Below are 26,752 nucleotides of genomic sequence, written 5' to 3' on the forward strand. Positions count from 1 at the left end.
GTCATGGTCGCGGTCACGCCGCCCCCTTGCGGTTGCCGATGCGTGTCACGACGAACGACAGCAGCGCCGCCACCAGGGCCAGCAGGATCGAGGCGGCGGCGGCCACCCCGTAGTCACCGCGCCGGAAGGCGGCGTCGTAGGCGTACATGTTGGGAGTCCAAGTGGTGTTGACCGCGGGGTTGGCGCCGTTGAGGATCATCGGCTCGGTGAACAGCTGGAGCGCCCCGATGACGGTGAACAGCACGGTCATCACGACCGCGGCCTGGATCATCGGCAGCTTGATGCTCAACGCCGTGCGCAGCTCGCCCGCGCCGTCGACCGAGGCGGCCTCGACGACCTCGCGCGGGATCGCTTGCAGGGCGGCGTAGAAGATGACCACGTTGTAGCCGACCCACTCCCACAGCGAGATGTTGATGACGGAACTCAGGGCGTGGTCGCTGGACAGGAAGTTCCAGGTCAGCCCGCCTTCCCTCATCGCGGCGACGACGGGGGACAGGCCGGGGGTGTAGAGGTAGAGCCAGATGATGGCGGCGATGATGCCCGGCACCGCGTGCGGCAGGTACAGCGTGAGCTGGAAGAACCGCTTGGCGCGGGCCAGGGTCGAGTCCAGCAGCAGCGCCAGCACCAGCGCGCCGCCGACCATCACCGGGATGTAGCCCAGGACGTACCCGGCGATCACGCCGAACCCGGCGCGGAACGCCGGGTCGCCCAGCGCGTGCAGGTAGTTGCCCAGCCCGGTGAACAGCGTCTCGGTGCCGCCGAACCCCAGGCCGGAGGAGCGCTCGGTGAACAGGCTGAGGTAGGCCGCGTACCCGATCGGCACCACCAGGGTGCCCAGGAACAGGGCGAAGAACGGGGCCATCAGCAGCGTCGCGGCGCCGCGGTGGGACTTCTGGACGGACATCGCCTACTCGCTCTGGGAAGTGCGCGCCCCGGCTCCCGGGGAAGCCGGGGCGCCGCGGTGGTCAGGAGACGTTCAGGCCGCGCTTCTTCAACTCGTCCACAGTGGACTTCTGCGCCTTGCCCAGGGCGTCGGTCAGCGTGCCGCCGCTGGTGACGGTGCCGAAGCTGTCCTTGAGCGTGGAGTTGGTGGCGAACATGCTCGGACCCCACGTCCAGCCGTTCTTGATCGTGCCCGCCGCGTCCTTGTAGACGCTGTAGGCGTCCTGGCCGCCGAAGAAGCTGTTGTCGAAGCTCTTCGCCGCCACCGGCACCATGTCGGCCGCCGCCGGGTACATGGTCGACTTGGCGATGCCGATGCGGGTGGTGATGGCCTGCTCGTTGGTGGTCATCCAGCTGATGAACTTCACCGCGGCTTCGACCTTCTTGCTGTCCTTGGTCACCGCGAACGTGCTGCCGCCGTACATGCCGCTGGCAGGCGTGCCCCAGTTCGGAATGGGCGCCACGGCCCACTTGCCGGCCTGGTCGGGCTGGTTGGCCCGCAGCGCGCTGCCCGCGCCCCACGACGCGCCGACGTAGGCGACCGTCTCACCGGCCTTGACGCTGGCGTTCCACTCCTGCGAGAACGCGGACTGCACGCGCACCAGGTCGTCGGAGACCAGGCCCTGCCAGTAGTCGGCGACCTCCTTGGACTTCGGGTCGTCGATGGAGACGTTCCACGAGTCGCCGGAGGTGCCGAACCACTTGCCGCCCGCCTGCCAGGCCAGCGACGCGAAGTGGCCGGGGTCGTCGGGGAAGAACGTGCCGATGCGCGCCTTCGGGTCGGCCTGCTTGACCTTCGCCGCCGCCGCCTTGTAGTCGTCCCAGGTCTTCGGCGGGGTGATGCCGTTGGCGTCGAAGAAGTCCTTGCGGTAGTACAGGACCATCGGGGAGGCGTCCAGCGGCACCGCCCACGTCTTGCCGCCCAGCTCGGTCAGGGCGCGGATCTGGTCGGGGAACTTCGACTTCAGCTCGCCCACGTGCGGCGTGAGGTCGGCCAGGCTGCCCTGGCTGACGTAGTCCGGCAGCACCGGGTACTCGATGTTGAGCACGTCCGGCGCGTTGCCCGCCTTGATGGCGTTGGTCATCTTGGTGTAGCCGCCCGCCGCGCCCGACGGGATCTGCTCGAACTTGACGGTCACGTCGGTGTGCAGCGCGTTGAACGCGTCGACCACCTCGGCGGAACCCTTGGTCCACGTCCAAAAGGTGATCTCGGTCGGACCGCTGCTCCCGGTGGCGCCCCCCGACGCGCCACCGCCTCCGCAGGCCGCCACCAGACCCAGGGCGGCCAGTGCCCCGATCGCGCCCAGTCTGGTTCGAATCTTGTGCCGCATGTCACGCTCCAGGGGGTTCGTCTCGCAGTGGCGGCAAGTTTTCGTGCCGTTAACACGGCAAGTCAAGGTGAGACCGATCAAGCGAACACAAGCGATCGTCACGGACGGTTTCAGCAGTTCACGCTGTTGTGAGTGATCACCACACGATGGTGGCGGCGGATCGGTGTTCGGATCTGACCGAGTTGGCCGATCGGACTTGTCGACCCGGTGTGACGCCGCCTACGTTCCCGCGAATGCACCCAGCACTGACGCTGCCGGAGCCGGATCGCCCGCTCAGCCCGCACACCGGGTGGGGCCGGGCGCACTGGGAGGCGGTCGCCGACCACCTCGTGGACGGCATCCTGGCGCACCGCTCGCCCGGTGGCGCGTTCCTGCGCCCGCCGGGGCGCACGAGCTGGTCGGGGCCGGCGAGCGACGGGCTGGAGGGGTTCGCGCGCAGCTTCCTGCTGGCGGCGTTCCGGCTGGCCGGTTCTCTCGGCGAGGACCCGCGCGGGTGGCTCACCTCTTATGCGGAGGGCTTCGACGCCGGCACGTCCCGCGAGCCGTGGCCGCTCATCGTCGACCGGGGTCAGCCGCTGGTGGAGGCGGCGTCGCTGGTCATCGGGTTGCAGGTGACCCGGCCGTGGCTGTGGGACCGGCTGGGGGAGTCGGTGCGGCAGCGGGTCGTGGACTGGCTGTCGGCCGGGGTGCGGGTCGAGCCGGTGGACAACAACTGGTGGCTGTTCTCCGTGCTCGTGGCGGACTTCCTGGAGTCCGTGGGTTGCGACGCCGGGTTCGAGGTACGGGAGCGCGGGCTGGCGCGGGTGGAGTCCTTCCACGTGGGGCGCGGCTGGTACTCGGACGGTCCTAACCGGTCGTTCGACTACTACAACGGCTGGGCCATGCACTTCTACCTGGGCCTGCGGTCGTACCTGTTCGGGCACGCGTTCGACGCCTCGCGGCTGGTGTCGTTCCTGGGCGACCACGTGCACTTCTTCGACCACGCCGGCGGGATGATCCACTTCGGACGGTCGCTGACCTACCGGGTGGCGTCGGTGGCCCCGCTGTGGCTGGGGGCGCTGCTGGGCGTATCGCCCGTTCCACCTGGGGAGACGCGGCGGATCGCGTCGGCCACGCTGGAGCACTTCGTGTCCCGGGGCGCGATCCGGGACGGGGTGTGGACGGCCGGTTGGTACGGGCCGCACGAGCCCACCTTGCAGGCCTACTCCGGGTCGGCGTCGCCGTTCTGGGCGGCCAAGGGGTTCCTGGGGCTGGTGCTGCCCGCCTCCCACCCGGTGTGGACAGAGGTGGAGGTGCTGACTCCTGCCGATGACGTGGTGTCGTTGCCCGAGCCCGGGTTCCTGCTGCACCGGGCCGCCGGCGACGGCACCGCGCGGCTGGTCAACCACGGCAGCACCGACCACCCCGGCGACCCCCTCTACGACCGGATCGCCTACTCCTCGCGGACCGGCCCGACCGCCGAACCCGCCGACAACACCTTCGCCGTCCTGGTCGACGGGCAGTGGTGCGGGCGGCCGACGCTGGAGCCGACCGGCATCGGCCCGGACTGGGCCGCGTCCCGGCACGTCGCCGGTGGGGTCGTGGTGGACGCCGTCAGCGTGGTGCGCGGGGCGAGCGAGATCCGCATCCACCGCACCCCACCTGGGACGACCGCCCGCGCCACCGGTTGGGCACTCGCCCCCGCCGCCCCCGCCGCCTCTGCCGCGGCGGTCCGTGGGCTCTCCGTGCGGGTCACCGCGGGTGGGATGGTGGGCGAGTTGGTCGGGCTGCTGGGTTACGGCTCCGCACAAGCCCTGGACGCGCCCGAGGGCACCGCGTTCGGCCGGCCCGCCGTCGTGCCCGCCCTGCACGGCACCGGCGACCTGTTCGTCTGCCGGGTCGCCCTCGCCGAGACCACCCCGCCGACCGCCACCGCCGAACGCCTCGACCGGGGCGTGCGGATCACGTGGCGGGACGGCACCACCCACACCGTCGACCTCGACGACCTCTCCGTGGTGAGGAGTGACGCATGACCCTGTCCCGCAGGCACTTCCTGCTCGCGAGCACCGCTGTCACGGCCCTGTCCCTGTCCGGAACCCCGGCCTTCGCCGAGGACGCCTACTCGACCCTGCGCGCCCGGTGGCGCGACCTGCTGACCGGCGTCGGCTACGACCCGGCGGCCGAACCCTTCAAGGCGGCCCTGCTGCGGACCGGGCAGCAGGCGGGGGAGTACCTGGCGGCGATGAGCCCCGGCACGTCCTCGCTGTGGCCGGACCTGCCGATCGGCTCGGTGTCGGCCAACGTGACCACCTCGCACATCCGCCTGCGCACGATGGCCCTGGCGTATGTGCAACCCGGCACCGGCCACACCGGCTCCTCCACCATGCTCTCCGGTATCACCACAGGCCTGAAGTGGTTGCGGGACAACGCCTACACCGCCGGTCGGGCGACCTACGGCAACTGGTGGGACTGGCAGATCGGCACCCCTCAGCGGCTGCTGGACATCTGCGTGCTGGTCGACGCGCCCCTGCTCGCCGACCACCTCGCCGCCGTGGACCACTACGTGCCCAGCTCGCTCGTGGCCAAGTACAGCGGCACCAGCACCGGGGCGAACCGGGTCGACCTGTGCCACGTCCTGGCGCTGCGCGGTGTGCTCGGCGCGTCCAGTGCCAAGCTGACCACCGCGCGCGACGCCCTGTCCCCGGTGTTCCCGCACGTCCTGACCGGCGACGGCATGTACGCGGACGGGTCGTTCGTCCAGCACACCTACGTCCCGTACGCGGGCAGCTACGGTGCGGTGCTGCTCGGCGGGCTCGGACGGGTGCTGACGCTGCTGTCCGGCTCGACGTGGGAGGTCGTGGACCCGAACCGGCAGCTCGTGCTGGACGCCGTCACCACCACCTTCACGCCGTGGATCATGAACGGCCTGGTCGTGGACGGCGTGTCCGGGCGCGCGATCAGTCGGGGCGACCAGACCGACCACACGCGGGGTCACGCGATCATGGGCAGCATCCTGGTCATGGCGTCCTCCGGCCTGGGGACGGCGGCCGAGGTGGCGCAGTGGCGAGGGCTGGTCAAGGGGTGGATCGAGCGCGGCAAGTACAGCCCGTACTTCACCGACACCACGGTCGCGGTGCCGGAGCTGGCACGGGCTAAGGCGGTCGTGGACTCCTCGGTGACGGCCTTGGCGCACCCGGTGGGGCACCAGCTGTTCGCGGCGATGGACCGGGCCGTGCACCGACGTCCACAGTGGACCTTCTCGGTCAGCATGTCGTCGGCGCGCACCACGTTCTACGAGGTCGGCAACGGCGAGAACCTGCGCGGCTGGCACACCGGGAGCGGCATGACGTACTGGTGGGGCGACATCTACGGCAACGGCCAGTACTCCGACGCGTTCTGGCCCACGGTCGACCCCTACCGGCTGCCCGGCACCACGGTGTCGCGGAAGGCCCTCGCCGCCGGGGCGGGCGGTGACTGGAACGCCACCCGGCCGACCAACACCTGGGCCGGCGGGGCCAGCGACGGGACGTACGCGGCGCTGGGCCAGGACGTGCGGGGCTTGCAGAGCACGCTGACCGGCCGCAAGTCGTGGTTCTGCCTGGACGACCAGGTGGTGTGCCTGGGCGCGGGCATCACCGCGACCGACGGCACGGCCGTGGACTCCGTGATCGACAACCGGAACCTCGGCACGTCCGGCACCCACCCGCTCGTTGTGGACGGCACCGCGCAGTCGAGCACTCTCGGCTGGTCGCAGCGGTTCACCGGGGCCGGGTGGATGGCGATCGGCGGTTTCGGCGGGTACGTGTTCCCCGGTGGCGCGACCGTCGACGCGGCCCGGTCCGAGCGGACCGGCGCCTGGCGCGACATCAACCGGGGCGGTACCACGGACCCCGTCACCCGCCGCTACCTGACCTTGTGGTTCGACCACGGCACCGATCCGACCGGCGCGACCTACAGCTACATCCTGCTCCCGGGCGCGACCGCCACCACCACGGCCGCCCGCGCCGCCTCACCCACGGTGTCGATCCTGGCGAACACCGCCTCCGTGCAGGGCATCTCCGCGCCGAACACGCACGCGGCCAACTTCTTCGCCGCCGGCACGTGCGGCCCCATCACCGTCGACGCGCCCTGCTCGGTCCTGGTGCGTCGCAGCGCCGGACAGGTCACCGTGACCGTCGCAGACCCGACCCGCAAGGCCACCACGGTGTTGGTGACCTTGGCGGACAACGGTTTCACCACCGCGCAAGGCGACTCGACGGTGACCGTGCTGGGCGCCTCCGGCACCACCCGCTTGCTGGTCGAGGTCGGCGGCTCACTGGGCCGCAGCCACACCGTCACCCTCGGTACCGGTTCACCCCTGACTCCCCGCACTCACCGCACCGTGCCCCCGGCCGCCGACGCCTACGTCCGGGACGGGTCGTACTCGGGCACCAGTTACGGCACCGACCCGACCTTGGTGGTGAAGGCCGCCGCTGCCGGGTACGCGCGCGAGTCGTACCTCAAGTTCGACCTGTCCGCACTGCCGTCCGCGCCGACGCGTGCGGTGTTGTGGGTGCACGGCAAGGTCTCCGACTCCGATGGCACGCACACGTCGTTGTCCGCCAGTGGCGTCACGGCCGCGTGGTCGGAGTCGGTCACCTGGGACACGCGACCGGCGCTGGGGTCCGTGCTGAGGACCGGCCGGGTGAGCACGACCGCCGACTGGGTGCCGCTGGACGTCACGGCGTTCGTGCGCTCCCGGTTCGCAGTGGACCGCACGGTGTCGTTGGGGCTGAGCGGTTCCGCGCTCGCGGTGGTGCTGAACAGCCGCGAGAACTCGGTCAACCGGCCTTTCCTGGAAGTACTCACCACCTGAACGCTTTACGGATATGATCCCGGGACGATCGTTTGGTCGTTCGATCAGCCAGTCGGAGGTGCGCCTTGGACGCGAGCCGCAGGCACCACGCGATCCTCATGGCCGTGCGCCGGGACGGGAGCGTCCGCGCCGCCGACCTGGCCGCCCAGCTCGGGGTCTCCGCCATCACCGTGCGCCGCGACCTGGCGGAGCTGGAGGCGCGCGGCGACCTCAGCCGGGTGCACGGCGGCGCGGTGCTGCCCAGCGCGGTCCGCGACACCCTCGTCACGCCGTCCGTGCCGAGGGTCGCGGGCCGCCGTCCGACGATCGGCATGGTGATCCCCGCCGCGAGCCAGTACTTCCGCGAGATCGTGGAGGGCGCGCGGCGGGCGGCCCAGGCCCGGGACATCAAGCTGGTGCTGGCGGTGTCGGACTACAACCTCGACGACGACCGGTCGCACGTGCAGCGGTTGCTGGAGGCCAAGGTCGACGGCCTGCTGCTCACCCCGAGCGAACCGTTCTCCCGCCTGGCCCCGGCCCTGGACTGGATAGCCGAACTCCCGATCCCGGTCCTGTTCGTCGAACGCTCCCACGAGCCCACCGCCCACCTGCACCCGGTGGAGTACGTGTCCAGCGACCACCAGCACGGCGCCATCCAGGCCGTGCGGCACCTGGTCGAACTGGGGCACACCAACATCGCTCTGGTGACGTGCCAGTCACCGACCAGCGGCTGGATCACCAGGGGCTACGACGCGGCGACGGAGGCGATGGGTCTGCCGACCACCATGCCCCGCCACGAGAACCGGACGCACGAGGAGATCACGCAGCACCTGGACGAGATCCTGGACGGCTTCGAGCAGTCGGGCGTGACAGCGGTCCTGGCCCACCCGGACAACATCGCCATCCAGGTCCTGCAACGGGCCAGGCAACGCGGCCTGGTCGTGCCCGACGACCTGTCCGTGATCGCCTACGACGACGAGTTCGCGGGCCTGGCCGACATCCCCCTGACCGCCGTCGCCCCGCCAAGGGAGAACGTGGGCCGACTGGCGGTGGAATTCCTCCTGCGCAAACTCCACAGCGGCCGTTCGGACCGTGCGGAGCTGCACATCCACCTGCTCCCGCACGTGGTGGTCCGAGCCTCGACCGCCGCACCTCGTCCGGCCCCGGTGGCCTGACTCAGCCGGCCGCCAGGACGGTGTTGACCAAGCCGGGGAAGCGGGCGTCCAGCTCGTCCAACCGAAGGGTGTTCATCCGCTTCCGCCCCTCGTCCCACTGACGGATCAACCCGGCCTCCCGCAGGGCGCGGAAGTGGTGGCTCAGGGTCGACGGAGCCACGGACAGGCCGAAGGTGCCGCACGCGCGGTCGCCTTCGTCGATCAGCATCCGGAGGATGCGGCGGCGGGTCGGGTCGGCCAGGGCGCGCAGCACGTCGTCCACCGTGACATCGGTGATGTCCGGGTGGGACAGGGGAGTCCAACGGCCCAGCATGCTGAGAAGCCTCTCAGGTCTCTTCGACGCTTCACGAAAACTCTACTCCGCGAGTCGTTTATTCGAGAGGTCTCGAAAAGACCTCAGGAGGCTCGCCATGCACGCACTCGTCACATCGTTACTGGTCACCGCCCTCACCTGCGCCGACCCCGCGCCCACCGGCCCGCAGGCGCCCCACGAGCCCAATGTCCCCGGCCCGGTCAACCTCGAAGAGGGCACCGCCTCCGTCACCCCCGACGGCGGGCACGGCGTGCTGCTCGGCCTCGACGCCCGGCGCTGGACCGAGTCGGGGGAGAAGCCCGCCGCACCCCGCCGGTTCGTGTTCCTGTTCGACGACTCCGTCCGCTTCGACGCCGCCGGCTTCCCGACGTGCGACCGGGCGCAGCTCGACCGCAACGCCTGTCCCGAAGGCTCCCGCGTCGGCTCCGGCCGCGCGGAGTTCTACCCGGCGGGCACCGCGGAGGTCGTCGTCTACAACACGCGGTACGCGGACGGCACGCGCGGGATGCTGATCACCATCCCGGCCGTGGGCACCGTCCTGGAGAACACGTTCGAGAAGGTCTCCCGCCCCTACCGCGACCGCTACACCTGGGCCTCCGACGAGATCTTCCCGCCCAGCACCGTGCCGCCGCAGGACCGCCCGGTCACCCAGCGGTTCGCGATCACCTTCGGCGCCACCCACCAAGGCCGCAGCTACGTGCGGACCACGACCCCGGTGGGCGCGCCGATGACGTTCGGCGTCCACAGCGAGTACGTCACCGGGCAGCGGACCCTGACCGAGACCACCGCGACGCGAACCGGGTGACCCGCCACGCGGCGATCCCGACCGCGAGGCTCAGCACGACCACCACCGCCGGCGGGAAGAACTCCAGCAACGGCGGGAACACCGCGTAGTGCGTCAGGTAGATGTACAGCGACGCACTCGCGACCAGGCTCACGACCCCCACCACCGGCCTCGGCAGCGGAACCCGGGGCAGGGCCAGCAGCAACGCCAACCCGACCAGCACGACACCTTCCCGTGCTGGGTCGTCGAACGACCCCGGCACCAGGGCCATCGCCACCACCAGCACCACACACCGCCGGACAATGGTGTCGGCGCGGAACGCCAGCCACCCCAGGGCGAAGAACCACACCGCGCCCACGGTCGTCATGTTCCGCTCGACGAACGAGGCGTCCGCGCCGAACACCAACCGCGGCAAGGACAACACCGCCAACGCGACAAGGGCGAACGCGAACCCGGACGCCCGCTCCCACTCCCGCACCCGAGGCACCGCGAACACCACCGCGAGCACCAACAACACATGCACCAACACCTCGACGAACCAGTACCCGACAGCCCCGGTGCGCACGAAGTTGTTGACCAGCACCACGTTCACCCAAGTCACGTCGTCGGTGGTGAACACCCGGTACACCAGCCACAACGACGTCGGCACGGCGACCAGCGCCGCACTGCGCAGGATCCTCCGAGGAGAACCCGGCAGCAGGAAACGAGCGAAGTTCCACCCGGCGACCACCAGCAGCAGATGCGCGCCACCGGTCACGTCGAACACCTTGATGTGCGACCCGACGACCAGCACGATCGCCAGCGCCCGCAGCACGATGTCCGTCTCCACCACCGGCACCCGGCGCGGCGCCACCCGGCCCCGTTCCAGCGCGGACACCGGCACCTCGGGCCAGTTCGCGGGCAGCCGGCCCAGCAGCCGCTCCAACTCCACCGACACGCGCACGTAGGTCAGCGAATCACCGCCCAGCGACACGAACGTCGAGTCGTCCCGGACCTCCTCGCCGAGCACCGACGCGTACAACTCCCGCACCGACCCGACCGCGGCAGGCGCACCGAGCCGCCCGACCGCCCGGTAGTCGATCTTCCCGTTGTCCAGCAAGGGGAACTCGTCCACCCGGACGACCCGGACGTCCGGCAGCCCGAACCGCTCCCGCACCAGAGCCTTCGCCCGCCGCACGCCCCGGTGCACGGCGACCACCAGCACGTCGTCGTCCCCCGCGCACACCGCCGGCAGACCCGCGTCCGCGAGCACCCGTTCGACCTGGTCGAGGTCCACCCGCAGCCCGAACGGCTTCACGAACCGGCTGCGCCGCCCCACCACCTCGTACAGGCCATCCTCGGTCAGCCGCCCCAGGTCGCCCGTGCGCAGCTCCCACGTCGTGCGCCCCAGTGCCAAGTCCGAAGGGCCGGACGCGTACCCCAGCATCACGTTCGGCCCGCGGTACACCAGTTCGCCGTCCACCACGTCGAACGACCCGCCCGGCACCGGCACGCCGATCGCCGACGGGTGGGTGCGCGCCAGTTCCGGTGGCAGGTAGGCCATCCGCGCGGTGGCCTCGGTCTGCCCGTACATCACGAAGAACCGCCAGCCGCGCGACTCGCCCAGCGCCGCGTACGCCGCCACCCGGTCGGGCGCGAGCCGGCCGCCGGCCTGGGTGACGTACCGCAGCGACGGCACGTCCCGGGAGGCGAAACCGGTGCTGTCCAACAGGTCGAACGTGTGCGGCACGCCGTGCAGGCTGGTCACCCCGTGCTCGCGCACCAGGTCCCAGAACTCCCGGTCGACCACGGACCGGTCGGTGAGCACGAGTCCCGCGCCGCGCAGCAGGTTGCTGTTCACCACCGACAAGCCGTAACAGTAGTGCATCGGCAACGACGTGATCGCGCGGTCGCCGGGCCGGATGTCCAGGTACTCGGCGATGGCCTCGGCGTTGGCGCGCAGGTTGTCCGCCGACAGCCGCACCAGCTTCGGCGAGCCCGTGGTGCCGGAGGTGGACAGCAGCAGCGCCAGGTCCGGGTGCAGGTCGTGCGTGGTGCCGGGCCGGCGTTCGACGAAGTCGTCGGCGAGCACGACGTCCGGGTCGTAGGCCGTCGTCAACGCCTCGACCTGGCCGGGCGCGCACAGCAGCACCGGGTGGCCGCCGCGCAGCGCCGCCAGGTACGCCACCAGCGACTCCAAGTCGTTGCGCGTGGCGAGGAGGACCAGTCGGCGGGTCGTGCCGAGCCGGTCCGCCATCGCGACCACTCGCCGGTCCAGCTCTTCGTACGTGGTGCCGCTGCTCACCTCGGCGATCCGGGAGCCGTACGCGGCCAGGCCCGCGGCGAATCCGAGGTCGGCGGTGGCGGTCATGCCGCGCCGCCCGCGAAGAACAGCGCCGAACCGGCCACGGTCACGGACGTGTCGTCGCCCGGCCGCACCGGCAGCGGACCCTGGACGCGGGACCGCACGACCGTGCCGTCCGCCAGGCGCAGCAGCACGGTGGCGTCGTGGCCGTGGAACAGCACGTCCGCCACGGTCGCGGGTACGCCCTCGTCACCCAGGTGCAGCTGCTCGGGCCGCACCAGCACGGTGCCCGGCCCGTCGCCCTTCACCGCGAGCCGGCCCAGGGGGGTCTCGGCCACGCCGTCGCGCGCCTCGCCCGCGAACGTCACCGCCTCGCCGACGAACAACGCCACCCCGAGGTCGGCCGGCGACGCGTAGACCTGGTGCGGCGCACCGAGTTGCGCCACCACGCCGCCGCGCAGCACGGCGACCCGGTCGGCCACGCCCAGCGCCTCCTCCTGGTCGTGCGTCACCAGCAACGCCGTCGCCCCGAACGTCCGCAGCGCCGCCCGCACGTCGGCCCGCAGCTCGTCGCGCAGCGCCGCGTCCAGCGACGAGAACGGCTCGTCCATCAACACCACACCGGGCCGGGGCGCCAACGCGCGCGCCAACGCGACCCGCTGCCGCTGCCCGCCGGACAGCTGCGCGGGCAGCCGGTCCTCGAACCCGGAAAGCCCCACCAGGTCGAGGAGTTCGGCCACCCGGTCGCGCCGACGCCCGCGCGGCAACCCGAAGCCGACGTTGCCGGCGACGGTCAGGTGCGGGAACAACGCGCCTTCCTGCGGCACGATCCCGATGCCGCGGCGTTCCGGCGGCACGTCCACCGAACCGTCGGCGAGTACCTTGTCCCCCAAGGAGATCGCGCCCGAGCGGACCGGGTGGAACCCGGCCAGCACCCGCAGCAGCGTGGTCTTGCCGCAGCCCGACGGCCCGAGCACGGCCAGCAGACCACCGTCCGGCACGTCCAGGTCCACCCCGCGCAGCACCGGTTCCGGGCCGTACCCCGCGACCAGCCCGCTGATCCGCAACCCGCTCATCGGTCACCTCCACGCAGGAACCGGTCCAGCACCACCGCCGGGATCGCCGCCACCACCAGCAGCACGGCCGCGTAGGGCGCGGCGGCGGCGTACGCGGCGACCTCGGTCTTGGTCCACAGCTCGGTGGCCAGGGTGTCCACGCCGGTCGGCCGCAGCAGCAGCGTGGCGGGCAACTCCTTGGCACAGGTCAGGAACACCAGCGCGGCGCCGGCGAGGATGCCCGGCGCGGCCAGCGGCACGGTCACCCGCAACCGGGTCTCCGCACGCCCCTTGCCCAGCGACCGCGCCACGTCCTCCAGCACCGGCGGCGCGTAGGCGACGGCCGTGCGCACCGCGCCCACCGCCAGCGGCAGGAACAGCACGGCGTAGGCGAACGCGAGCATCGGCGTCGTCTGGTAGAGGCCGGGCGCGAACCGGATGCCGAAGAACACCAGCGCCAACCCGACCGTGATGCCGGGCAGCGCGTGCCCGGCGAAGCTCGCCAACTCCACCCCGCGCACCAGCGGACCCCGGTGCCGCGCGGCGAGCACGCCCACCGGCAGGGCCAGGACGATCGTGAGCGCGGCACCCAGCGCGGACACCGAGATCGTGTTCAGGGTCGTGGTGGCCAGGTCACCGCTGAAGGCGGACCGACCGGCCGCGAGCCACCAGCCGAGGCTGAACACGGGCGTCCCCAACGACACCGCGACCAGCCCGACCGTGCCCAGCAGGGCCGGAACCTTCAGACGCCCCAACGGAACCGTGATCGCGCCACGGTGTTCCCGGGTGGCGACCGCGCCACGCGCCCGGCGCTCGCCGATGGTCAACGCGATGGCCAGCACCACCAGCACGCACCCCAGGACGGCGGCCGGTGTGCGGTCGAACGTGGCGCGGTAGCTGGTGTAGATGCCGAGCGTGAAGGCCTCGTACCGCATCAGCGACACCGCCCCGAAGTCGCTGAGCACGTACAACGCCACCAGCAGCCCACCGGCGGTGGCGGCGGGCCGGACCTGCCTGAGCGTGATCGACAGGAACGTCCGGAACCGTCCACGCCCCAACGACCGCGCGACCTCCTCCACGCCAGGGTCGGCCGTGCGCAACGCCGCCGCCACGGGCAGGAACACGTACGGGTAGGACACCAGCGTCAGCACCAGGAACGCCCCCGCGAACCCGGTCAACCCGGGCAGGAAGGCGATCCAGGTGAACCCGGCGACGTAGGAGGGCACGGCCAGCGGCAGCACCAGCAGCACGCCGAACACCCGGCGCCCCGGCAGGTCGCTGCGCACCACCAGCCACGCGCCCAGCACCCCCAGCACCAGGCACGCCGCCGTCACCGCGCCCGCGAGGGCGAGGCTGCGCACGGCGAGGTCCAGCGTGCGGGTCCGCCACAGCACCCGCCAGACCACCCCCGCGCCGTGGTCGAACGAGCGGACGGCGAGGTAGGCGAGGGGAGTCAGGGCGGCCCCGGCGACGACCAGGGCGAATGCGGTGTTCGTCGGTGCGGCCCGCAGGGGGCCGTTCAGGACAGCCCCGCTTCCTGGAGCAGTGCCAGGGTCTGCTGGAGGGAGGACAGCTTGGCCAGGTCGATGTCCGGTCCGTGCAGGTCCGACAGCGGCGGCAGCTGGTGCTTGCCGGACTTCACGCTCGGCACGGCCGGGTACTCGGCGGTCTCGTCGGCGAAGTACTTCTGCGCCTGCTCGGACAGCAGGAACCGCACGGCTTTCTGCGCCGCCTCCGCCTTGTCCGAACCGGCGATCACGCCCACGCCCGCCACGTTGACCAGGCCCAACGGGTCACCGCCTGACACGTGGTGCAGCTTGACCTTCACCGCGTCCGCGCCGTTCTCGGCGACCTTGGCGTACCAGTAGTAGTGGTTGATCAGGCCCAGGGGGAGCTGGCCGTCGTTGATCGCGTTGAGGATGGCGATGTTGTTGTCGTAGCGCTTGGGCTCGTTGGCGGCGAACTTGCGCAGCCAGTCCTTGGCGAAGTCCTCGCCCTTGAGCACGCGGACGGAGGTGACGAACGCCTGCCAGGACGCGTTGGTCGGTGCGTACCCGACCTTGCCCTTGTACTTCGGGTCCACGACCTCGTCGAGGCTGTTCGGCACTTCCGTGACCACCCGCGGGTCGTAGGCGACGACGCGGGCGCGCGCGGAGGTGCCCACCCAGCGCTTGTCGTCGGCCCGGTACCCGGCGGGGACCAGGTCGAGCACGTCGGCGGGCAGCTCGGCCAGCTTGTCGCTGACGGCGCCCAGCGCACCGGCGTCCTGCGAGAAGAACAGGTCGGCCTTGGTGCGCTCGCCCTCCTCCAGCAGCTGGGCGGCCATCTCGCCACTGCTGCCGTACCGGACCTCGACCTTGGTGCCGGTGGCCTGCTGGAGCTGGTCGAGCACACCCCCGACGAGCTCCTTGTTCCGCCCGGAGTAGATGACGAGGGCATCCTCGTCGGCGGCCTCCGAACCACAACCGGCCAGGGGTGCGACCAGCAGGGCCACCACCACGGCGGCATTGCGTGCGCGACGGATCACTGCGCGTCCTCCTCGGACTCACCCCCAGGTGGCCAGAGCGCAGCAAAGGTAAAGCTAGCCTAAGCCGGAGGCAAGTCACCGTGGCCGTTACGTGATGAGCCATCCGCCACATCACCCGATCGCCAAGATCGCCGAAGTCGATCACCCGTACGGCAGATGTCGATCACTTGCGTCGCGCCGGAGGGCTCAGGATCCGGGACACACCTCACTTGCGTCGGCCGCGGGGAGGACGCTCGCCAGGTAGACCGTCGGAGCCGCCGGGAAGCCGCCGGGCAGCCACGAGAGCAGGCCGTGTGGTCGCTGGCCGTCCGCGAAGGGCTGGACGGTGTGACGCTGCGAGAAGGTCGGGGCCGTGGCGGGCGACGGGGCAGATGCAGCACTACTACCCGTCGATGGACGTGCTGGTTAGCGACGCCCTCGACCGGTGCGTCCTGGCCCTGAACGCCCGCATCGAACGCTCCCTGACCACCGGCGCCACGGCCGGCGAAGTGCTGCGGCGTTGCCTGGGCGCGCTGGTGACGGGCGACGAGGAAAGCGTCCGCCTGCTCCGCTTCGGCGCGGCGGTGCTGGGGCGGGCCATCGCCGACCCGACGATGGCCCGCGTCCTGACCCCCGGCGACGACAACCTCATCACCTTCACCGCCGATCTGATCGCCGCCGCCCGCGGGAACGCCCTCGACACCGACCGCGTGGACGCCGACATCTGCTGGTCACTGGCGACGAGCCTCGGCGTGGACATCGCCCTGGGCCACCGCACGCCGGAAGCGGCGCAAGCCGTGCTGGACCACCAGGTCGACCGGGTGCTGCGAACTACGGGATGAAGACCTGGCCGGTCAACGGCCCTTCCACCGACCGGACGTAGGCCTGGGTGACCTCGGCCAGGTCGACCGGGGGCATGCCGGGGAAGAAGTCGCCGTACGCGTCCAGCGCCTCGGTGACCACGGTCGGGCTCACGGCGTTGATCCGCTGCGGGGCGATCTCGATGGCCGCCGCCCGCACGAACGCCTCCACCGCGCCGTTCGCCAGCGACGCCACCGAGCCGGACACGATCGGCTCCCGCGCCAGCACGCCGGTGATCAGGGTGAACGAGCCGCGCTCCGCCACGTGCGCCAGGCCCTGGCGGACCAGCTCGACCTGGCTGAGCACCTTGCCCGCGAAGCCGGCGCGGAAGTCGTCGGCGGTCAGGTCGGGCAGGGGCTTGAAGGGGACGTCGCCCGCCGCGCTCACCACCGCGTCCACCGGGCCGGTCGCCGCGTACAGGGCGCCGACCTGGGCCGGGTCGGTCAGGTCGAAGCGCAGGTCGCCGGACGTGCGGCCGACGGTCAGGACCTCGTGGCTGCGGTCGAGGAACGTCTTGTGGACGGCGGTGCCGATGAGGCCCGACGCGCCGATGAGAAGGATCTTCACAACGGGAACGTTAGGCCGCGCGCGGCGGTTGCGGGAAATGCTTCTTGTAAGGCACTTATGCTCCCTGGTTATGAATGTCGAGCTTCGGCACCTGCGGGCGCTGGCCGCCATCGGGGACGAGGGCACGATCACCGACGCCGCCGCGGTGCTGCACGTCAGCCAACCCGCGCTGTCCCGCACGCTCGACCAGCTCGAACAACGCCTGGGCACGCGGCTGGTCGAGCGCACCACCCGCAGCCTCGCCCTGACCGACGCCGGTCGTCGCCTGTGGGAACACGCCCACCGCATCCTCGCCCAGGTCGACGACGCCCTCGCCGAGACCGCCGCCGGACCGCGCCCGCTGCGCGTCGGTTTCGGGTGGGCGGGGCTGGGGCGGCACACGCTGCCGCTGCTGCGCGGCTGGCGGGAGGCGCGGCCCGACACGCCGGTCCAGGTGCGGCGGTGCGACGACCCGGAAGCGGCGTTGCGCAAGGGAGAAGTCGACATCGCGTTCATGCGCACGACGCCGTCCGACCCGGCGCTGGTGTCGCGGGTGCTGTACCCGGAGCACCGGATCGCCGCCGTGTCGGAGGGGAACCCGTTGGCGGACAAGGACGTCCTGCACCTGGCCGACCTCGCCGACGAGCCGGTGGCCTTGTGCTCGACCGCCGCGACCACGAGCGCCGACCTATGGCCGCCGGACTCGCGGCCGAACACGTTCGAGGTGCCCGGGGTGGACGAGTGGCTGACCACGATCGCGCTGGGCGAGGCCGTCGGGGTGACCACGGAGGCGACCCGGCACAGCCACCCGCACCCGGACATCCGCTACCTGCCGCTCGCCGACGCGACCACCGTCACCGTCCGCCTGGTGTGGCCGCGCCGGCCCACGCACGGCGCGACGGCGGCGTTCCGGGAGCACGCCGTCACCGCGTTGTTCGGGGAGCACGCCGTCACCGCGTTGTTCGGGGAGCACGCCGTTACCGCGTTGAGGTGACGGTCGTTGCGCGGCCGGCGGGTTGCCGGTACTGCTCAGGCGTTGTCGCCCGCCGAAGGAGTCGCCGCGTGAACCCCGACCTGCTGCGCCACCACCTCGCCCGCCGGGACCTGCTGAAGCTGGCGGGCGCCGCCGGCCTGGCCACCGCCGTCCCGGTCCCGGCCGCGGCCTCTCCCGCGGACGCCGGCCGGTTCGACGACACCCCGTTCGACTACGCCGACCCGGCGAACCTGTCCGACTGGGCGCCCAGCCGCTACGGCCCGGACGACCAGCGCGGCGCGCTCAACGAGGTCACCCCGGCCAAGACCGCCGCCGCCCTGGCCGTGCTCAAGCCGCGCCGGCCGGTCAAGACCTACAACCTCGGCGAGCTGATGTGGAACGGCTTCCCGGCCTTCCGCACCGACCCCCGCCGCACCCACGAGCAGCGGCTGACCATCTGGGGCTACCCGCCGCCGCCCGGGTTCCTCGAGCAGGGCGGCATCCTGGTCGCGCTGGAACCGCTGGGCGCCAACCGGATCAGCGTCCACGAGGAGCGGTTCGAGGCGGAGTTCTCGCCCAAGCACCCCAAGCCGCTGGCGGCGACCTACCAGATCGGCTCCCAGACCGACAACCTCAACCACGTCGGCGCGGCGGAGTTCTTCTACAACGGCCGGCGCGGCCCGGACATCGCCCGCGCCCACGGCACGACCGCGCTCGGCGCGGAGCACGTGGGACCGGTCGTGACGCGCGGCGTGCTGCTCGACGTGCTCGGCGTGAAGCTCGCCCGCGACCGCGTGGAGGACCTGGCCGAGCCCGCGAGCAACGGGAAGCCGTTGCTGCGCGAGAACTACCGCATCACCGTCGAGGACATCAAGGACGCGATGGAGTTCGGCGGCATCGACCGCATCGAACCCGGCGACGCGGTCCTGTTCCACACCGGCTGGCACCAGCTGCTGGCACGGCGCGACCCGGCCGACATCGCGCGCTGGGAGGCGGCCGGCGGGATGCCCGGCATCTACCTGCGCGAGGCCCGGTGGCTGGCCCGGTTCCGACCCGCGATCGTCGGCGGCGACACGTGGGCGCTGGAGGTGCTCGGGAACCCGGTCAACGGCGACGGCACGGCTTTTCCGGTGCACCAGGAGCTGATCATGCGGCACGGCATCCGCATCGGCGAGTCGTACGTGGTGGACGAGCTGGCGGCGGACGGGGTGCACGAGTTCGTGTTCATCGTGACGCCCCAGTACGCGGAGGGCGCGACGGCCGGCAACACCCCACCGGCAGCCCTCGGCCAACCCCGCCGCTGACCTGGGGGTCTGGCGCTCGCCGCCGGGCCTCGGGGGTTCGGCGCCGGCCGCCGGGCTTGGGGGTTGGGCGCTGGCCGCCGGGCCTCGAGGGTTCGGCGCTGGCCGCCGGGCCTCGAGGGTTCGGCGCTGGCCGCCGGGCCTGGGGGGCGTCGTTCGCCGCTGGGTCTGGGGGTCCGTCGCTCGCCGCCGGGCCTCGAGGTTCGGCCCTTGCCCCTGGGGCTGGGGGTTCGGGGTTCGCCGCTGGGCCGGGGGTCGGCCTTCGCCGCCGGGCCTGGCGAACGGCCGGGCTCGGCGGCCGTTCGCCTCGGCGGCACTGCTCGGCCGGCGGGACTGCTCGGTTTCGGGCGCTGCTTGGCCGGCGGCTTCGCTCGGCTTGGGGCTCTGCTCGGCTTGGCTCTGCTCGGCTTGGGGCGGCTCGGTTCGGCGGCCCTGTTCGGCTCGGTTCGGCGGCCCTCTTCGGCTCGGCCCGGTCCCGTTCGGCGCGACCGGCGCGCTGCGCCGGCGTGGCCTCCGGCCCCCGTTTCCATTGTCCCACGGGGGTACGACAGTTCGGGCCGGGCGGCGGCGGTTAGTGCTTGCGGCCGACTCCGGCGAAGGTGGAGGTGGTGCTGGCGTCGCCGGTTTCGTCGCCCGGGTCGGGGCGCCACTCCGGCAGGTAGACCACTCCCGGGTCGACCAGGTCCAGGTCGCCGAACAGGGCGGTGACCTCGCGGCGGGTGCGCATGGTGAAGTCGGTGACCCGGCGGCGGAACTGCTGGGTCGCCTCCTCCGCCTGGTCGGCGTCGCCCTCGAAGCTGGCGTGCGACAGGGCCAGGTAGCTGCCCGGCGCGGTGGGTTCCAAGTACTGGCGGATCAGGCCGGCCGGGTCGTCGGAGTCGGGCAGGAAGTGCAGCACGGCGAACATCAGCACCGCCACCGGGCGGGAGAAGTCCAGCAGGTTCTCCGCCGCCGCCAGCACGTCCGCGGGGTGCCGCAGGTCGGCCAGCACGGCGTCCGCGTTGGGCTCGTCGTGCAGGATCGCGCGGCTGTGCGCGACCGCCACCCCGTCGCAGTCCACGTAGACGATCCGGGCCGACGGGTCGTGCCGCCACGCCACCTCGTGGACGTTGCCGGCCGTCGGGATGCCCGACCCCAGGTCGAGGAACTGGGTGACACCCCGCTCCACCAGGTACGTCACCGCGCGGCGCAGGTAGGCGCGGTTCGCCCGCAGGATCGCGGGTAAGCCCGGCATGACCTTCGTGATCGCCGCGGCGGCGTCCCGGTCGACCTGGAAGTTGTGCGAGCCGCCCAGGTGCACGTCGTACACCCGAGCGGGGCTCGGCTTCTGCAAGTCGATCTCGGGACCCACCCACGCCGGTCGTTGCATCCCCAGTCCTTTCTCGACACCCGAAAAATCCGCGTCACGCTATCGCGGCGAGGTGTCCACCGGCACGGGTCTTCCGGCCCGCTACGGCGGTGCACGACCCTTCGGGTGGCGAGGGTCAGGCGAAGGCGGCGAGCTGCTCGTCGATCGGGGCGTCGGTGAGCCGGTTGGCCAGGGTGGACATGGTGTAGACGCCGATTCCCATGACGACCTCCAATGCGTTCTGGTGGGTGAAGCCCTGGGCCGTGAACGCGGCCAAGGCCTCCGGGGACACCGCCCCGGCCGTCTCGATCACCTCCGTGGTGAACTGGCGGACGGCGTCCAACCGCTTGTCCTCCAACGGCTTGCCCTCGCGCAGGGCCGTGATCACCGCTTGGTCCGCGTTCAGGGCGTGGAGGCGGGCGGTGTGCATGGCGACGCACAGGTGGCAGCCGTTGCGGCCGGCCACGGTCATGATCAGGACCTCGCGGGCCAGCGGGTCCAGGGTGGTCTGCTCGAACAGCGCGTTGACCTTGACGAACCCCTCCAGCAGGTGCGGGGAGGTGGCCATCAGGCCCACGGCCGCCGGCAGGTAGCCGAGCTTCTTGGTGGTGGCCTCCATCAGGCGCTGGGATGCGGCGGGTGCGGTGTCGGCGGTGTGCCGGGTGAACATGCGTGTCCTTCGGTAAACTCGACAACGTGGTTGTCGAAAAAGTAAACCAGGTTGTCGAGTTTGGCAAGGGTGATCCCGCCGATGGCTGAGGACGGGTTCGGCTTCGAGCTGCCGCTGCTGCTGTTCGCCGGCTTCCGGACGATCGTGGACCGCCTGCACGCCGAACTGGCCCGCCAAGGGCACCCGGACGTGCGGCCGGCGTACGGGTTCGCGCTCCAGGCGGTCGGCGTCCGCGGCGCGTCGGCCAGCGAGGTCGGGCGGCGGCTGGGCGTGTCCAAGCAGGCGGCGGGCAAGACCGTGGACAAGCTCGAAGCCCTGGGGTACGTCGAGCGCGTGGACGACCCGGCGGACGCCCGGCGCAAGCTGGTGCGGCTGACCCCGCGCGGGCTGGACGTGCTCAACCGGTCCGCGGCGATCTTCGAGGAGGTGCGGAGGGAATGGGCGGACGCGCTGGGCGTGCGACGGGTTCGCGAGCTGGAGGCGGACCTTCGGACGATGGTTCCGCCCGGGTTCTTCCGCCTCGACGTGGCTGGGTGGTTCGGGGCGTGACGGGGGTGCGCCCGAGGGTGGGGGTGCGCCCGACTTCAGGCGCACCCCCGCGGGTCAGAGTCGCACGGTGACGCCCTCGGCGGAGGACTTGAGGGCCGCCTCGGCCACCGCCACGCCGCGCGCCCCGGAGTGCAGGTCGTGCGGGAAGGGCTCGTCGTCCACGACGTGGCGCACGAAACGCTCCCACTGGACCTTGAACCCGTTGTCCCAGTCGCCGTTGTCGGGCACCTCGGTCCAGTCGTCGGTGAACCGCTCGGTCACCGGCAGGTCCGGGTTCCACACCGGCTTCGGGGTCGCGGTCCGGTGCTGCGCCTTGCAGTTGCGCAGGCCGGCGACGGCGCTGCCGTGCGTGCCGTCGACCTGGAACTCGACCAGTTCGGTGCGGTCCACGCGCACGCACCACGACGAGTTGATCTGCACGATCGTCCCGCCCTCGAGGGTGAACAGGCCGTAGGCGGCGTCGTCGGCGGTCGCGGTGTAGGGCGCGCCGTGCTCGTCCCAGCGGCGCGGGACGTGCGTGACGGCCTTCGCGGTGACCGAGTCGATGCGCCCGAACAGGTTCTCCAGCACGTACGCCCAGTGCGGGAACATGTCCATGACGATGCCGCCGCCGTCCTCGGACCGGTAGTTCCACGACGGGCGCTGCGCGCTCTGCCAGTCGCCCTCGAAGACCCAGTACCCGAACTCGCCGCGCACCGACAGCACCCGCCCGAAGAACCCGCTGTCCAGCAGTCGCTTGAGCTTGAGCAGGCCGGGCAGGAAGAGCTTGTCCTGGACCACGCCGTGCTTGACCCCGGCCTTGTCGGCCAGTTCGGCGAGTTCGACGGCGTCGGCGAGGGTCTCGGCGGTGGGCTTCTCGGTGTAGACGTGCTTGCCGGCCTCGATCGCGCGCTTGATCGCGTCGGCTCGGGCGGTGGTGACCTGGGCGTCGAAGTAGACGTCGGCGGCGGACAGGGCGGAGTCGAGGTCGGTGGTCCAGTGCGCGATGTCGTGGCGGGCGGCCAGTTCTTCGAGCTTGGCGGCGTTGCGGCCGACCAGGATGGGCTCGACCTCGACGCGGTCGCCGGTCGCGCGGGTGACGCCGCCCTGGTCGCGGATGGCCAGGATGGACCGGGTGAGGTGTTGGCGGTACCCCATGCGGCCGGTCACGCCGTTCATCGCTACGCGCAGGGTCATCGGGGGTCTCCTTCGAGGATGGGGTGAGGGGTGACGGTGACCGAGCGCGGGGCCGCGTCGGGGTGCAGTTCGAGGATGGTGATTTCGTTGTCGCCGGGGATCAGCGCGGGTTGGGGGACGTAGAGGGTCCTTTGTGGACCTGTGTGCCAGTAGCGGCCTAGGCAGAAGCCGTTGACCCACACGACGCCCTTGGACCAGCCGGTCATGTCGAGGTAGGCGTCTTGTGGGGCGGTGGTGGTGAGGGTGCCGCGGAGGAAGAGCGGGCCGTGGGTGGTGTTGCCGGTGTCCCAGGGGAGGTCGGGCAGGGTGTCGAGTGGGATGGGGGTTGTTTCCCAGCCGTGGACGTACTGGCGTTCGTGGAGGACGCCGCCGATGATCCCCTTGCGTTCGCCCAGCAGTGGGCCGTAGTTGATCCGGCCCATCGCCTCTACCAGTAGCTCGATGGTGACGCCGCCCGGGACGTGTGCGTGTTCGACGGCTTCGGGGTCGGTGGCGCGGGAGAAGACTGCGTGTGGGGTGCCGTCGACGAAGAGTTGGGCTCGGTCGCGGAGGTCGCGCAGCCGTAGGGGGAGTGGTGGGCGGGGGCCGGGGAGGGTGGTGCGGTGCAGCAGGAAGCCTTGGTGCTGGTGGAGTTCTTCGAAGGTGGGGACGTGGGGGGTGCGGGTGGTGGGGGTTGTGCGGAAGGCGTCGATCAGGCGGACTGAGTTGGTGAGGGGGATGGTGTGTGGCGGGAGGGTGGTCGGGGGAGGGGGAGGTGGCTCGGGCAGGGGTGCGTACTTGCCGATGACCTCGCGGAACGCCCAGTACTTCGGGGTGGGGTTGCCGGCTTCGTCCATCGGGGCGTCGTAGTCGTAGGAGGTGACGGTGGGGCGGTAGACGCCGTCGTGGAGGTCGCCGGAGGCGTTCGCGCCCGCCCAGAAGCCGAAGTTCGTGCCGCCGTGGGCCATGTAGAGGTTGACCGACGCGCCGGCGGCGAGGACCTCGTCCAGCGCGGCGGCGGCGTCTTCGGGGGACCTGGTGGTGTGCTGGTCGCCCCAGTGGTCGAACCAGCCGTCCCAGAACTCCATGCAGAACAACGGGTCCTGGGGCCGGTGGCGGCGGAACTCGGCGAACTGGTCGGTGGCTTGGCTGCCGAAGTTGACCGTGCCGAGGGTGTCCGGCACCAGTCCGGCGGTCAGGAACAGCGCCTCGCCGCCGTCGGAGGTGAACAGCGGCACGTCGATCCCGCGATCCAGCAGCCCGTCGCGCAGGTGGAGCAGGTAGTCCTGGTCCGAGCCGTAGGAGCCGTACTCGTTCTCGACCTGGATCATGACGACGTTCCCGCCGTGTGTCGTCTGGTGGGGTGCGATCCGGGGGATGAGCACGTCGAACCAGGCATCCACGGCGTTGAGGAAGCTGGGGTGTGCGCAGCGGAGTGGTCCCGTCAGCCACCAGGGCAAGCCGCCGTTCTCCCACTCGGCGCAGATGTACGGGCCGGGGCGGACGATCGCGTCCAGGCCCTCGGCGGCGGCGAGGTCGAGGAAGCGGGTCAGGGCGTCGAGGTCGTGGTACCGGCCGGGGGCGGGCTCGTGGAGGTTCCACGGGACGTAGGTCTCGACGGTGTTGAGGCCCATGCCGTGCAGCACCGAGAGCCGTCGCGGCCATTGCGCGGGGTGGCTGCGGAAGTAGTGCAGCGCGCCGGACAGGACGCGGTGGGGGTGGCCGTTCCGGAGGAACCGGCCGTCCTCGACGGTGAAGGTGGTCATCGCCTCTGCTCTTGACATCTGTGGAAAGCGCTTTCAGGCTCACTGGCCGTGGAAACGAGGCGCTTGGCGCTCAGCACCCTGGGGACGCCCGAGCTGTCGCTCGCCGAGTCTGCTCGGCTTGCGGCTGGTGCGGGGTGTGACGGGCTGGAGATCCGGGTGCACGGTGAGGTGCATCCGGGTATGGATCATCGGGCGGCGCGGAAAGCGCTTGCTGATGGTGGGGTGGAGGCCGCGTGCCTTGCCGGGTACGCCAAGGTTTGTGCGCCTGGGGACGATGAGCCGGTGGTCGAGGAGCTGCGTGCTCTCATCCGGCTCGCGTCGCGGTTGGGTGCGCCTAGCGTGCGTGTTTTTCCCGGCGGTGATGCGCCGGCTGGTCCGCGGATCGCTGCTGTTCTGCCGGAGTTGAGGGCGGCCGGTGTGCGGTTGCTGGTGGAGACCCACGACAGCCATCCGACTGGGGCCGCTGCGGTGCGGGTGGTGGAGTCGTTCGAGGAGCCTGAGCGGGTGGCTGTGCTGTGGGATGCGTTGCACCCGTGGCGGCATGGGGAGTCGCCGGCGGAGACCCGTGTTGTGGTGGGGGAGTACTTGGCGTATTTCCAGGTGAAGGATGTTGTTGGGGTGGACGACACCACGCCTGTGCCGCCGGGGGAGGGCGTTGTTCCGTTGGGCGAGTGTGCGGAGGTGTTGGCGGACTGGGCGGGTTGGGTGTCGCTGGAGTGGGAGCGGCCTTGGTACCCGGGGTTGGGGGCGGTGGATGCGGCGTTGCGGGCGGCTGTGGGGTGGTTTGAGGGGTACGCGCACCGGTCCTCCGCTTCGTTGCCTGGGGCCGAGTGAGGTCGGCTGCGGAGGATCGTTCGTTCGCGGGGCGGGAGAGTCAATCAGAGAGCGATCATTCGATCAGAAGTGAACAGATTGCTGCCAGAGTTGGGCTGTTGCAGCGTAGTCGCATGCGCACTTGTGCATATATCGTGCGGGCCATGTTGAGCGTGCTTCGGTTCCGCACTTACCGACGCCTGTTCGCTGCCCAGGTCGTCGCGTTGACGGGGACGGGATTGGCGACGGTGGCGCTCGGGTTGCTCGCGTACCGGTTGGCCGGGCCGGGGGCGGGTGCCGTGCTGGGGACTGCGCTGGCGATCAAGATGGTCGCGTACGTGACCGTGGCGCCGTTGTTCGGTGCGGTGGCGGGGATGGTGCCGCGACGGGCGTTGTTGGTCGGTCTGGACGTCGTACGTGCGGTCGTTGCCTTGGCGCTGCCGTTCGTGAGCGAGACCTGGCACGTGTACGTGCTGATCTTCCTGTTGCAGTCTGCATCTGCAACCTTCACACCCGCTTTTCAAGCGACCGTGCCGGACGTCTTGGAGGACGAGGCGGACTACACGCGTGCGCTCACGTTGTCGCGCTTGGCCTATGACTTGGAGACCCTGCTCAGCCCTTCCTTGGCCGCGCTGGCATTGGCGTTGGTCAGCTTCGAGACCTTGTTCGTCGGTACGGCGGTGGGGTTCGTCGGGTCGGCTTTGTTGATCTTGTCGGTCGCCTTGCCGTCGCCGGCGGTGGGTCGGCGTCGTCCCACGCGCGGGTTGCGGGTGTACTTGGCGACTCCGCGGTTGCGCGGGTTGCTCGCGGTGCACCTGGCTGTCGCGGCGGCTGGGTCGATGGTGCTGGTGAACACCGTCGTCCTGGTGCGGGTGGGGTTGGGGCGGGACGCGGTCGACGTGGCGTTTGCGTTGGCGGCCAACGGGGTTGGTTCGGTGGTGGCGGCGTTGTGCCTGCCTGGGATTTTGCGGCGGAGGTCGGATCGGAGCGTGATGCTCCAGGCTGCCGGGTTGTTGGTGGGGTGCCTGGTGGCGGGGGTGTTCGTCGAGTCTTGGTCCGCGTTGTTGGTGTTGTGGGCGCTGATGGGTGTTGGTGGGTCGTTGGTGTTGACGCCTGCGGCTCGGTTGTTGCGGCGGTCGGCTGGTTCGGTTGATCGGCCTGCGGTGTTCGCGGCGGATTTCGCGTTGTCGCATTTGTGCTGGTTGGTGTGTTATCCGTTGGCTGGTGGGTTGATGACGGTGGTTGGGGCTGCTGTCACTTTTGGGGTTTTGGGTGGGGTGGCTGGGGTGGCTTTGGTGGTGGCTGTGGGGGTTTGGCCGAGGCCTGATGTTGAGGTGATCGAGCATTCGCATTCGGGGGCAGTGGGGGAGGAGCACTTGCGTGACGCTGTGTTGGTGGGTGGTTCTTGGCGGCACTCCCACTCTTATCGGATTGATGATAACCACTCTCATTGGCCTCGTTAGTGCTGGTGGGGGTAGGGTTTAAAGATTAAAAGCGCCTCGCCGGCGGGCAGGCCGCCAAGGATGGACGGAAGAACAAGGGCGGGGGCTTCTTCCGTCATCCCCGT

At 71.1% G+C, this 26,752-nt stretch carries 22 protein-coding genes; 10 read left to right on the forward strand and 12 right to left on the reverse strand.

Features of this window, described 5'->3' with window-relative positions:
* Positions 1–13: 13 nt before the first annotated feature.
* A complete protein-coding gene (locus WBN91_RS20730) occupies positions 14–904 on the reverse strand; it encodes a carbohydrate ABC transporter permease (protein ID WP_337724232.1) in 891 nt (296 codons plus the stop codon).
* Between the two features lie 61 nt (positions 905–965).
* Positions 966–2,273: an ABC transporter substrate-binding protein gene (locus WBN91_RS20735; RefSeq protein WP_337724233.1), complete on the reverse strand. Its 1,308-nt coding sequence runs from the start codon at positions 2,271–2,273 to the stop codon at positions 966–968.
* 233 nt (positions 2,274–2,506) lie between these two features.
* Between WBN91_RS20735 and WBN91_RS20740 the strand changes: the two genes are divergently transcribed.
* From WBN91_RS20740 to WBN91_RS20750, 3 genes are all read left to right on the forward strand, one after another.
* Positions 2,507–4,285, forward strand: coding sequence for a DUF2264 domain-containing protein (locus tag WBN91_RS20740; protein WP_337724234.1), 1,779 nt, complete (start codon positions 2,507–2,509; stop codon positions 4,283–4,285).
* Positions 4,282–7,107 carry a polysaccharide lyase family 8 super-sandwich domain-containing protein gene (locus WBN91_RS20745; protein WP_337724235.1) on the forward strand — a complete coding sequence of 942 codons (2,826 nt, stop codon included), beginning with the start codon at positions 4,282–4,284 and terminating at the stop codon, positions 7,105–7,107. The genes WBN91_RS20740 and WBN91_RS20745 overlap by 4 nt, the downstream gene beginning before the upstream one ends.
* Before the next feature lie 65 nt (positions 7,108–7,172).
* Positions 7,173–8,261: a LacI family DNA-binding transcriptional regulator gene (locus WBN91_RS20750; RefSeq protein WP_337724236.1), complete on the forward strand. Its 1,089-nt coding sequence runs from the start codon at positions 7,173–7,175 to the stop codon at positions 8,259–8,261.
* A gap of 1 nt (position 8,262) precedes the next feature.
* Here the strand turns inward: WBN91_RS20750 and WBN91_RS20755 are convergent, their stop codons facing one another.
* The gene (locus WBN91_RS20755) at positions 8,263–8,574 is read right to left on the reverse strand and encodes an ArsR/SmtB family transcription factor (protein ID WP_337724237.1); all 312 of its coding nucleotides are present in this window, start codon (positions 8,572–8,574) and stop codon (positions 8,263–8,265) included.
* Positions 8,575–8,671: 97 nt separating this feature from the next.
* Between WBN91_RS20755 and WBN91_RS20760 the strand changes: the two genes are divergently transcribed.
* Positions 8,672–9,379, forward strand: a complete 708-nt coding sequence (locus WBN91_RS20760) for a hypothetical protein (RefSeq protein WP_337724238.1) — start codon at positions 8,672–8,674, stop codon at positions 9,377–9,379.
* On the opposite strand, the gene WBN91_RS20765 is transcribed toward WBN91_RS20760, so the two are convergent.
* From WBN91_RS20765 to WBN91_RS20780, 4 genes are all read right to left on the reverse strand, one after another.
* Complete coding sequence (locus WBN91_RS20765; RefSeq protein WP_337724239.1) at positions 9,330–11,708, reverse strand: non-ribosomal peptide synthetase; 2,379 nt, start codon at positions 11,706–11,708, stop codon at positions 9,330–9,332. The genes WBN91_RS20760 and WBN91_RS20765 overlap by 50 nt on opposite strands.
* Positions 11,705–12,718, reverse strand: a complete 1,014-nt coding sequence (locus WBN91_RS20770) for an ABC transporter ATP-binding protein (protein ID WP_337724240.1) — start codon at positions 12,716–12,718, stop codon at positions 11,705–11,707. The genes WBN91_RS20765 and WBN91_RS20770 overlap by 4 nt, the downstream gene beginning before the upstream one ends.
* Positions 12,715–14,091 carry an ABC transporter permease gene (locus WBN91_RS20775; RefSeq protein WP_337724241.1) on the reverse strand — a complete coding sequence of 459 codons (1,377 nt, stop codon included), beginning with the start codon at positions 14,089–14,091 and terminating at the stop codon, positions 12,715–12,717. The genes WBN91_RS20770 and WBN91_RS20775 overlap by 4 nt, the downstream gene beginning before the upstream one ends.
* Positions 14,092–14,216: 125 nt before the next feature.
* Positions 14,217–15,224 carry an iron ABC transporter substrate-binding protein gene (locus WBN91_RS20780; protein ID WP_337724242.1) on the reverse strand — a complete coding sequence of 336 codons (1,008 nt, stop codon included), beginning with the start codon at positions 15,222–15,224 and terminating at the stop codon, positions 14,217–14,219.
* 392 nt (positions 15,225–15,616) lie between these two features.
* Here WBN91_RS20780 and WBN91_RS20785 point away from each other — a divergent pair, with 392 nt between their 5' ends.
* On the forward strand, positions 15,617–16,045 hold the full coding sequence (locus WBN91_RS20785) for a TetR family transcriptional regulator C-terminal domain-containing protein (RefSeq protein ID WP_337724243.1): 429 nt from the start codon (positions 15,617–15,619) through the stop codon (positions 16,043–16,045).
* Here the strand turns inward: WBN91_RS20785 and WBN91_RS20790 are convergent.
* Entirely contained in the window at positions 16,035–16,631 is a 597-nt protein-coding gene (locus tag WBN91_RS20790) for a short chain dehydrogenase (RefSeq protein ID WP_337724244.1), read from the reverse strand. The two genes, WBN91_RS20785 and WBN91_RS20790, sit on opposite strands and share 11 nt — an antisense overlap.
* A 70-nt stretch (positions 16,632–16,701) precedes the next feature.
* Between WBN91_RS20790 and WBN91_RS20795 the strand changes: the two genes are divergently transcribed.
* Both WBN91_RS20795 and WBN91_RS20800 read left to right on the forward strand, forming a co-directional pair.
* Positions 16,702–17,604 carry a LysR family transcriptional regulator gene (locus WBN91_RS20795; RefSeq protein WP_337724245.1) on the forward strand — a complete coding sequence of 301 codons (903 nt, stop codon included), beginning with the start codon at positions 16,702–16,704 and terminating at the stop codon, positions 17,602–17,604.
* 68 nt (positions 17,605–17,672) lie between these two features.
* Entirely contained in the window at positions 17,673–18,887 is a 1,215-nt protein-coding gene (locus WBN91_RS20800) for a cyclase family protein (RefSeq protein WP_337724246.1), read from the forward strand.
* Between the two features lie 568 nt (positions 18,888–19,455).
* Here WBN91_RS20800 and WBN91_RS20805 read toward each other — a convergent pair.
* A complete protein-coding gene (locus WBN91_RS20805) occupies positions 19,456–20,253 on the reverse strand; it encodes an SAM-dependent methyltransferase (RefSeq protein WP_337724247.1) in 798 nt (265 codons plus the stop codon).
* Between the two features lie 115 nt (positions 20,254–20,368).
* A complete protein-coding gene (locus tag WBN91_RS20810) occupies positions 20,369–20,902 on the reverse strand; it encodes a carboxymuconolactone decarboxylase family protein (protein ID WP_337724248.1) in 534 nt (177 codons plus the stop codon).
* Between the two features lie 81 nt (positions 20,903–20,983).
* On the opposite strand from WBN91_RS20810, the gene WBN91_RS20815 reads away from it, so the two are divergent.
* On the forward strand, positions 20,984–21,451 hold the full coding sequence (locus WBN91_RS20815; protein ID WP_443217763.1) for a MarR family winged helix-turn-helix transcriptional regulator: 468 nt from the start codon (positions 20,984–20,986) through the stop codon (positions 21,449–21,451).
* A gap of 54 nt (positions 21,452–21,505) precedes the next feature.
* On the opposite strand, the gene WBN91_RS20820 is transcribed toward WBN91_RS20815, so the two are convergent.
* The gene (locus tag WBN91_RS20820; RefSeq protein ID WP_337724249.1) at positions 21,506–22,627 is read right to left on the reverse strand and encodes a Gfo/Idh/MocA family protein; all 1,122 of its coding nucleotides are present in this window, start codon (positions 22,625–22,627) and stop codon (positions 21,506–21,508) included.
* Positions 22,624–24,372: a glycoside hydrolase family 35 protein gene (locus WBN91_RS20825; RefSeq protein ID WP_337724250.1), complete on the reverse strand. Its 1,749-nt coding sequence runs from the start codon at positions 24,370–24,372 to the stop codon at positions 22,624–22,626. Before WBN91_RS20825 ends, WBN91_RS20820 begins: the two co-directional genes overlap by 4 nt.
* Positions 24,373–24,420: 48 nt before the next feature.
* Between WBN91_RS20825 and WBN91_RS20830 the strand changes: the two genes are divergently transcribed.
* On the forward strand, positions 24,421–25,206 hold the full coding sequence (locus tag WBN91_RS20830) for a sugar phosphate isomerase/epimerase family protein (RefSeq protein ID WP_337724251.1): 786 nt from the start codon (positions 24,421–24,423) through the stop codon (positions 25,204–25,206).
* Between the two features lie 143 nt (positions 25,207–25,349).
* A complete protein-coding gene (locus WBN91_RS20835) occupies positions 25,350–26,648 on the forward strand; it encodes an MFS transporter (protein WP_337724252.1) in 1,299 nt (432 codons plus the stop codon).
* The last annotated feature ends 104 nt before the right edge of the window (positions 26,649–26,752 follow it).

It is taken from the genome of Saccharothrix sp. CCNWYY140, from assembly GCF_037401995.1.
In the GTDB taxonomy this organism is placed as follows: Bacteria; Actinomycetota; Actinomycetes; order Mycobacteriales; family Pseudonocardiaceae; genus Actinosynnema.